Here is an 8,004-nt window from a genome sequence, read left to right as displayed (position 1 = left end):
CTATGGCTCACCATCTAATCAGCTGAAAACCTTGAGAAAATGGTGTGATATTTAATCCTTATCTACTACAGCCCCATGAAGAACACAGATATAAAACTTCTTCGATATAGCTCGTATTTTCTTAAGATGGTACTAACAATAGTGAAATTTGAATTATCTATATAAAAAAGACGCTAACCTTTAGGTTTAGCGTCTTTTTTTGAGATAAATCGTTAGCCTACCAATCACATATCAAAAATCTTTCCGCGATTCATAATATTATTGGGGTCAAAGACCTTTTTGACTTCTCGCAGATAATCAATCTCAGTCTCGCTACGGCTATAATTGAGATAAGGCTTTTTGGTCATACCAACGCCATGTTCAGCAGATACTGAACCACCATATTTTTGCACCGTTTCAAATACGTATTTATTGACAATCTGGCACTCGGCAAAGAAATCATCTTTACTCATGTTTTCAGGCTTTAAGATATTAAGATGCAAGTTGCCATCGCCAATATGACCGAACCAGCACACTTCAAAGTCAGGGTAGTTGCTGCTGACGATGTGATCAATCTCAGCGATAAATTCAGGTACGTAACTGATTAATACCGAAACATCGTTCTTATAAGGGGTAGATACTGAGATGGTTTCAGAGATATACTCGCGCAATTTCCACAGCTCTTCAGCCTGTGCCAAGCTCTGGCTCATGACACCATCGACGACCCAACCTTGTTCCATACAATGCTCAAATATCGCCATGGCTTCATCCATGATCGGCTCGTATGGCGCTTCGAACTCTAATAGCGTATAAAATTTGGTACGCGATTCAAATGGCTCTTGTACTTGACCATGTGCCATCAATTTATCAATCGCCACATCATCAAAGAACTCAAAAGCGGTCAAATCAATCTTCGCTTGAAAGGCAGAGAGCACATTCATGACATCACTAAAGTTATCCATACCGAGCACCATGACATTTAAGTCTTGTGGCTGACGCTCAAGCTTTATTTGCGCATGAGTGACTAAGCCTAGCGTGCCTTCACTACCGATAAACAATTGACGCAAATCATAGCCAGTGGCGTTTTTAATCATGCCGCGATTGAGCTGCAGGATATCACCTTTACCAGTGACCACTGTGAGCCCCATGATCCATTGACGGGTCATGCCATAACGAATGACCTTAATACCGCCCGCATTGGTGCCAATATTGCCACCGATTTGACTGGAACCTGCTGAAGCAAAGTCGACAGGGTAGTAGAGGTCTTTAGACTCAGCGAATTGTTGCAGCTGCTGCGTGACCACACCGGCTTCAATCTCAACCATGCGATCAGCAGGATAGAACTGTCCAATACGGTTCATCTTATCCATACTGACGACAATCTCACCGTTAGACGCGACAGCGCCTGCAGAGAGGCCCGTACGACCACCACTTGGCGTCAGTACCACGTTGTGTTGATTAGCAAGCAAGACAATCGCTTGTACTTGTTCAGTGGTCTTTGGAAAGACGATGGCAGACGCAGCAGGAGCGAAGTGTTTGGTCCAGTCTTTACCCCAGTGCTCTAGACTCTCAGCGTCAGTTTCTATTTGGCTGGGGTTAAATTGATGACTATCTATTAAAACTTTCAGAAGTTTATTCACTAAAAACACTTCCTAATACAATGATTTAGGTTTATGAAGCTATTACTAGATTAATGAAACTCATCTAGTAATAGTAAATTATATGTACCGAGTACTTACATAGAAGACTTTAATCTACATAAGCATTCGTGAATGCTTTTAGCTTGTTGATCAGCATACAAAGCTAATTCATCATATACATGCACTCCAAGTGCTTTTTCAAATTCGTTTTGATTTGAATTACCTTCATAACTGCTTTGTTTATCATCATGCAAATTAGACTGAAAAATTCCTGCAGCGCTTACTGGTAAAAAGTCTTCATAAACAATGGGTTCAAGACGAACAACACCCTGCTCAATCAATTTAGTCATGGCTTGCTTTGAGATAGAGTCATCCGAATAACTTTCTTCTAAAGAATTTAGATTTAACTTAGAGTCCGCATTACTTGGATATGGAGAATCATTGACCGCTTGATAGTAAAAATAAGCTAGTCCTTCATCATGTAGCGTTCGATAGTCATCGGGAAAAGCTTCAAATACACTTTCTAAGATTTGATAATACTCTACTGCATTGTTTTCATTAGGCGTCACGCCCAGTTGTTCACGAGCTTGGTTGAGCAATTGGTCATATAGCGACCTACCCTTTGGTGTCAAAGCTACACCGCGCTGTTCAATTTCACCAAAGCGCGCAGTATGATGACCCGCTTCATACCCGCCTTCAGGGTCTTTAAAACTAACCGTTTCTTCTAGCGCTTTAAAGCTTGTCTGTCTTAATAAAATTGGACAATCCCGTTTTGGCGGACCTTCGATAATTGCTTTTGGCGGAATGCCTTTTGCCAGCATATCTTGCTGCACAGCATCTATATCTAATGTTCTAGGTGTTAAATGATTGATATGCGGACCTTTAAAGCCGACAACATCAGCAATAAGTCCATGTTGCTCTAACAAACGCTGATAGAGCTTCTTTGAAACAGGCGTTTTATCATGCCAGCGAAAAGTTTCTAATGCTTCTTTTACAAACTGTTTACCTTCTTCTAAAGTTAAACTACCCTGCTCCTCAAAACGCTCGATAAGGCTAATAACATTAGCGGTAAATATTTGACGATTAGCTAATGCATCCATGGCTTCTTTTTTTAATACTTCATCACCAATTAAATCTAGACGCAATAAAGAAGTAAAAACTCGAAATGGGCTTTGATTTAAGTCTTGCGAATCAATGGCCCGAAAAGCCGTAGAGTGAACTGGCACGCCAGCGGGTGCTAAATCATAATAGCCAACAGGATACATACCCATAACAGCAAAGAGACGACGCATCATGTGGAGCTCAGCCGCTGTCCCCAATCTAATCGCTCCGTGACGTTCCATACTGATTCTATCAATCTCTCCAGTGTGCTCTAACTGCTCCTTAATCTCTGGATGTTGGGTTAGCATCTCCGTATTTACTTCAGCGACTAAATCGAGCAAATCGCCATACAATGGGACTTCAGATTGATACATGGCTGACATCGCCATAGAGAACTCATGACGAATAGCATTGCTACCCTTTAACTTATTACTTTCCATAACATTTTTATTATTGTTCATAAATACTTATCCTTTTTTAAATCTTAAATACAGATATAAACTGCAGCGGCAACTATTAGCATTGCAAACTAGACAGCGGGGTTTTCATCAGGAATAGCGCCGAGCACCTTCTTTAAGATATCAAGGCCGGCTTGTAGCGTTTCAGGCTCTATAGTCAGTGGTGGTAACAGACGAATAATATGTCGATGCTTACCACTAGGCATGAGCAATAGGCCCTGCTCGCGCGCTTGGTTTAAAACGCGCGCCATTATACTCGGATGAGTGCCATATTCAGTATGACGAAGCTCAATACCACGCATAGCACCAATACCGGTGAGACCATATAGCCAAGGCGAAACACCTTCTTCTTGCCACTGAGCAATGGTATTCTCAATCGTTTGTGTATATTGATTAGCAGATTCCCATATCTCATTCTCTTGCATGATATCTATAGTCGCATTTGCTGCTGCACATGCGACCGGATTACCTGAATAAGTACCTCCTAAGCTACCTTTAGGTAAGCCATTCATCACGCTAGCTTTACCTATTACAGCACCTAAAGGCAATCCTCCTGCGATACTTTTACCTAGTAATATCATATCCGGTTCAATTCCTAAGTGCGGAAATGCAAATGGTGACCCTGTACGACCATAACCTGATTGAATTTCATCCATAATCAGCAAAATACCATGGTCATCACAGAAAGCACGTAGATATTTAGCGAATGATGGCGACATTAATTGGAAACCACCTTCACCTTGTACGGGCTCTGCGATAATGGCGCCAATATTGTTGACATCCGTTTCTACTTCGAATAAACGGTTTAAAGCATCAATGGCCTGCTGATCACTAATTTCATTATCTGGGCTGGGGAAAGGTATATGATAGACACAGCTCGCCAAAGGTCCTAGCCCGCGCTTATAGGGAGCAACCTTACCATTCAGATTAACAGCAGCAAGTGTACGTCCATGAAAGCCACCATCAAAAGCAATAACTCCCACGCGATTGGTTTTAAGACGCGCAACTTTTATGGCATTTTCAGTGGCTTCTGCACCGCAGTTGGTGAGCATACCTGCAAGCTCACCACTAATAGGTATGAGTTCACATAATCGCGGCATAAAGGTTTGATACGGTGTATGAGCGGCCGCATTATAGGCGTAATGAATGAGGGATTGGGTTTGGTTAATAATGGCACTAACAATGTGAGGATGACAATGACCAAAGTTCAAGACCCCTATGCCACCCACAAAATCGATATAGCAGCGGTCATTAATGTCCCAAACTTTTGCATTAACGCCTCTAGTCAAGGTTACTGGATGTACCATCGTAAAAGCATCTGTAACATTATGCATTTTATCCATGAGCTCTTTTCTCTTCCTTAAGTTAGATGCTCATTTCAACAAAATATTAGCTACTCAACAAACGAATAATAGTTGGGCTTGCATTCCTTTTATTCATTGCAGTAACAGTAATTAGAAAATTAATCTCTACTCATTGCTATGCTCAGTATAACTTTCGATATAATCTGAAAGCCATTCCAGAATCATCCTTATTTTGTATGAGTTACCTAAGGATAATGGGTATGTAACATAGTAAGAACCTCGACCTTGCATGACATAATCAAATACCTTTACCAAATTTGTAGACTGCAACTCAGATTTTATGAAATGAGATGGGACTAAAGCGATACCGTAGCCAGCTAAAGCTGCTGAAATACAAGCCTGGAAAGTATCAAAACGTGGCCCGTCGATCGCTCCTTCAATATTAAGGTCCTGTTGCTTAAAATATTCATACCAAGCATTAGGCCTTGAGTTGAACTGTATGAAATTATAGTTATCTATGTTTTTAAAGCTTATATCTCGATTTTGAAGATATGTCGGATTACATACAGCAATACTGTACTCATCGAATAGCTTAACAGTCTCCATACCATCCCAAATTCCTGTGCCGTATAGAAAAGCAATATCTACGTTTTTATCTTCTGAAAAAAACGGGCCTACCTGCTCTATTATCTCTAAGTTAATTAAAGGATACTCCTCACTAAACCCTTTCAAAGCCGGAATTAACCAACGAGAACATAGGGTAGGATGCGAGATAATTCTAAGTAACTCACTATCATCATTGTGTGACAGTAAGTTACTGGTCGCAGCTTCAATATGCTTTAGGATATTTAACACTTCAATATAATAAACCTTGCCGGCAGGTGTTAACGAAATTTGTCTCGATGTTCGATAGAACAAGGCTGTATTTAACATCTCTTCCAATTGAGTCACTTGTTTGCTAACCGCACTTTGAGTCATATGCATTTCTTGAGCGGCATAGGTAAAACTAGAATGTCTAGCAGCTGTTTCAAAGCATTGCAAAGCTTTAGTTGAAGGATAGGCTCTAAAACCCAAAGAACTACTCGTATCAGTTTTCATAATTTATTATTTATCCAAAGCATTAGTTATAATTATATATAAAATCCATATATCCATTAGTAAGAAAAAAAGGAATGCTTTCCATACTTTTATTCGCTTGTTCCAACAATTTAGGATGTTTAGTATCTTTAAATCATATGTTGATACTGCTATTAGATATTCAGACATCAGCTACGCAAGCATATAGCGGAAAGATATGAGCTACAAAGAAGTGGGCAATGGAATTGTCTACTATCACCGTACTCTCCTAATTACACTAAAATTAATCTATATAAAAAAGGAGTGGGCAATGGAATGTCTACAATTACAATATTCTCTTGGCTATCTTCATAATATCGCTTCTGCAATATGCATCAAGTATTATAAATAACCGGAGATAGCAATGGGGAAAATTTGGCGTTGGTACATGAGTATGTCGTTTATGGTCAAAATGACCGGCGGCTTTTTAATTGGAATTTTGCTTGGAGTTGTACTTGGTGAACATAGTAGCTTCTTAGCGCCACTTGGTACACTATTTTTAAACTTGTTGAAAATGATCGTGATTCCTCTTGTAATATTTTCTTTGATGGTAGCGGTTAATCACTCAAATCCGAAAGAGTTAGGTCGTATAGGATTGAAAATATTTCCCTTCTACCTTTTTTCAACAGGTATTGCAGTAGTAATCGGTATCATCTTAGCTAAAGCCACAAACCCAGGGTCTGGTTTTTCTTTGCCTACAGAAGTTGTTATGGATGCTCCTGTTCGCCCTTCTTTTATAGATACACTACTGAATATGGTGCCAAGCAATATTTTTAATGCGCTTGCTCAAGGCAATATTTTAGCAGTAGTTTTTGTTTCCGTCATAGCTGGCTTAGCTATTTTGTTTATGCGCCACTCATTAGATGAAAAGCAACAGGAAATGGGAGATTTCTTATTTAAACTCATTGAGGCTGGTAATGAAGTAATATCTAAAATCCTCAATGGGATACTCGTATATGCGCCTATTGGAGTATTAGGTATTACTGCTAATACATTTGGAACTCAAGGACTAGACACTGCTGTCGCTCTTGGAAAATTTATAGGCACTTCATACCTTGGCGTAATCATTTTGGTTGGAGTGGCATTCCCAATAATGATGAAAGTGTTTGGTATTAAAGTTATTCAATTCTACAAAAATATTAAAGAAGCGGCTTTTACATCATTTGTTACCAGTAGTAGTATTGGCACTTTACCAGTTACTATTAAATGTGCAGAAAAAGCTGGGATTGGCGAACGAGTTGCAAAACTCACATTGCCTATCGGCGCAACAGTAAATATGAATGGTACAGCAATACGGTTTGGCGTTGCAGTTATCTTTGCTGCAGAAATTATGGGGATGACTTTATCAACGCCAGAGTTGGCTACTATCGTTATAATAGGCACTATGGCCGCTATTGGTACTGCTGGCGTGCCAGGAGCTGGATTAATTGGTATGTCTATTGTCTTTACACAAGCAGGCTTACCGATTGAAATTGTTGCACTTACAGCAGGTATTAATATCTTAGTAGATATGATTTTCACTTTTGGTAACGTTGTTGGAGATTTAGTTGGTGCCAAAATAGTAGATCAGACTGAGAAGTGGAAAGGAGATACTGTTGAGGAAAACCAAGTAATTGTCACTTCAGACGCTGTAATTTAAAGCATCAACTATAATTTATTAGATTCTAATAAGTAAGATCAAGGTGGATCGATTGGCATTACATATAATTCTTGGTGAAGAAAAAGATTTACTATCATATCGAGCGTGTAAACCAACTTTGACTAACTCACTTTAACTATCAAGCTTAGTTGATCATAGGCATAATATATAAAAACCCTTACAGCTATTCGCTCGTGAGGGTTTTTTATTGTCTAATAATTTAGGGCGTATTCCTAATTTAGTTTGCAATGAATCATAGTACAAGCCAGATAAATCATAGACTTACAATTTCGAGCCAGTTTTTTATAACGAGTGGCAATACTACGATAATGTTTTAACCTTGCAAACGTGTTTTCAACCAAGTGCCTTAACTTGTATAAATAGTAATCAAATGCTAGGTCTTAACCGCCCCCGACTATATCGGAGAGTGATTTACTTGAGTCAGGCAGCGATGCCTGACAGGGTTAAATTATCGTAATACCGCTTTTCAAACTCAAAGGGTGACACATAACCAATCGTGCTATGCAGTCGTATTTTATTAAACCAGTCCACCCATTCAAGGGTTGCCAGTTCAACATCATTGATACCAGTCCAGTTCTCCTTTAAATAGTAGATCTCTTGCATAAGTCATTGCTAGCCTTTGATACTCCGTTAACGAAGGTCAATAAAACGGTACTTTTGCAAGAGGTCTAGTCAATTACCTCAGATTTATAGAGTCCATTGACCGTTTCAGCCAGTGCATTATCGTATGAATCACCAGTCGTGCC

Annotated in this window: 5 protein-coding genes and 2 pseudogenes; 1 reads left to right on the top strand and 6 read right to left on the bottom strand. The window is 39.5% G+C overall.

Going from position 1 to position 8,004, the window contains the following annotated elements; all coding sequences use genetic code 11:
* Positions 1-224 precede the first annotated feature (224 nt).
* The 4 genes from I3254_RS00785 to I3254_RS00770 all read right to left on the bottom strand — a co-directional run bounded on the left by I3254_RS00785 (position 225) and on the right by I3254_RS00770 (position 5,580).
* Positions 225-1,619 (bottom strand): FAD-binding oxidoreductase, encoded by a 1,395-nt coding sequence (locus tag I3254_RS00785; protein WP_346015363.1) that lies wholly within the window; start codon positions 1,617-1,619, stop codon positions 225-227.
* A 95-nt stretch (positions 1,620-1,714) separates the two neighbouring features.
* The gene (locus I3254_RS00780; RefSeq protein ID WP_238050495.1) at positions 1,715-3,181 is read right to left on the bottom strand and encodes a VOC family protein; all 1,467 of its coding nucleotides are present in this window, start codon (positions 3,179-3,181) and stop codon (positions 1,715-1,717) included.
* Between the two features lie 68 nt (positions 3,182-3,249).
* The gene (locus I3254_RS00775; RefSeq protein WP_238050493.1) at positions 3,250-4,521 is read right to left on the bottom strand and encodes an aspartate aminotransferase family protein; all 1,272 of its coding nucleotides are present in this window, start codon (positions 4,519-4,521) and stop codon (positions 3,250-3,252) included.
* Positions 4,522-4,647: 126 nt separating this feature from the next.
* Entirely contained in the window at positions 4,648-5,580 is a 933-nt protein-coding gene (locus tag I3254_RS00770) for a LysR substrate-binding domain-containing protein (protein WP_238050491.1), read from the bottom strand.
* Positions 5,581-5,986: 406 nt separating this feature from the next.
* Here I3254_RS00770 and I3254_RS00765 point away from each other — a divergent pair, with 406 nt between their 5' ends.
* A complete protein-coding gene (locus I3254_RS00765) occupies positions 5,987-7,237 on the top strand; it encodes a dicarboxylate/amino acid:cation symporter (RefSeq protein WP_238050489.1) in 1,251 nt (416 codons plus the stop codon).
* A 233-nt stretch (positions 7,238-7,470) separates the two neighbouring features.
* Here the strand turns inward: I3254_RS00765 and I3254_RS00760 are convergent.
* Both I3254_RS00760 and I3254_RS00755 read right to left on the bottom strand, forming a co-directional pair.
* A pseudogene (locus I3254_RS00760) lies at positions 7,471-7,626 on the bottom strand (transposase); the annotation flags it as partial.
* 52 nt (positions 7,627-7,678) lie between these two features.
* A pseudogene (locus I3254_RS00755) lies at positions 7,679-8,004 on the bottom strand (integrase core domain-containing protein); the annotation flags it as partial.

Source organism: Psychrobacter sp. Ps2, assembly GCF_022129405.1.
In the GTDB taxonomy this organism is placed as follows: domain Bacteria; phylum Pseudomonadota; class Gammaproteobacteria; order Pseudomonadales; family Moraxellaceae; genus Psychrobacter.
Note: the sequence above shows the minus strand (reverse complement) of the source record. Positions and strands in the feature narration are given on the sequence as shown.

What these genes read in the sequence shown, in the direction of transcription:
- I3254_RS00780 (WP_238050495.1), bottom strand. Translation starts at nt 3,181, where the DNA reads ATGAACAATAATAAAAATGTTATGGAAAGTAATAAGTTAAAGGGTAGC.
- I3254_RS00775 (WP_238050493.1), bottom strand. Translation starts at nt 4,521, where the DNA reads ATGGATAAAATGCATAATGTTACAGATGCTTTTACGATGGTACATCCA.
- I3254_RS00770 (WP_238050491.1), bottom strand. Translation starts at nt 5,580, where the DNA reads ATGAAAACTGATACGAGTAGTTCTTTGGGTTTTAGAGCCTATCCTTCA.
- I3254_RS00765 (WP_238050489.1), top strand. Translation starts at nt 5,987, where the DNA reads ATGAGTATGTCGTTTATGGTCAAAATGACCGGCGGCTTTTTAATTGGA.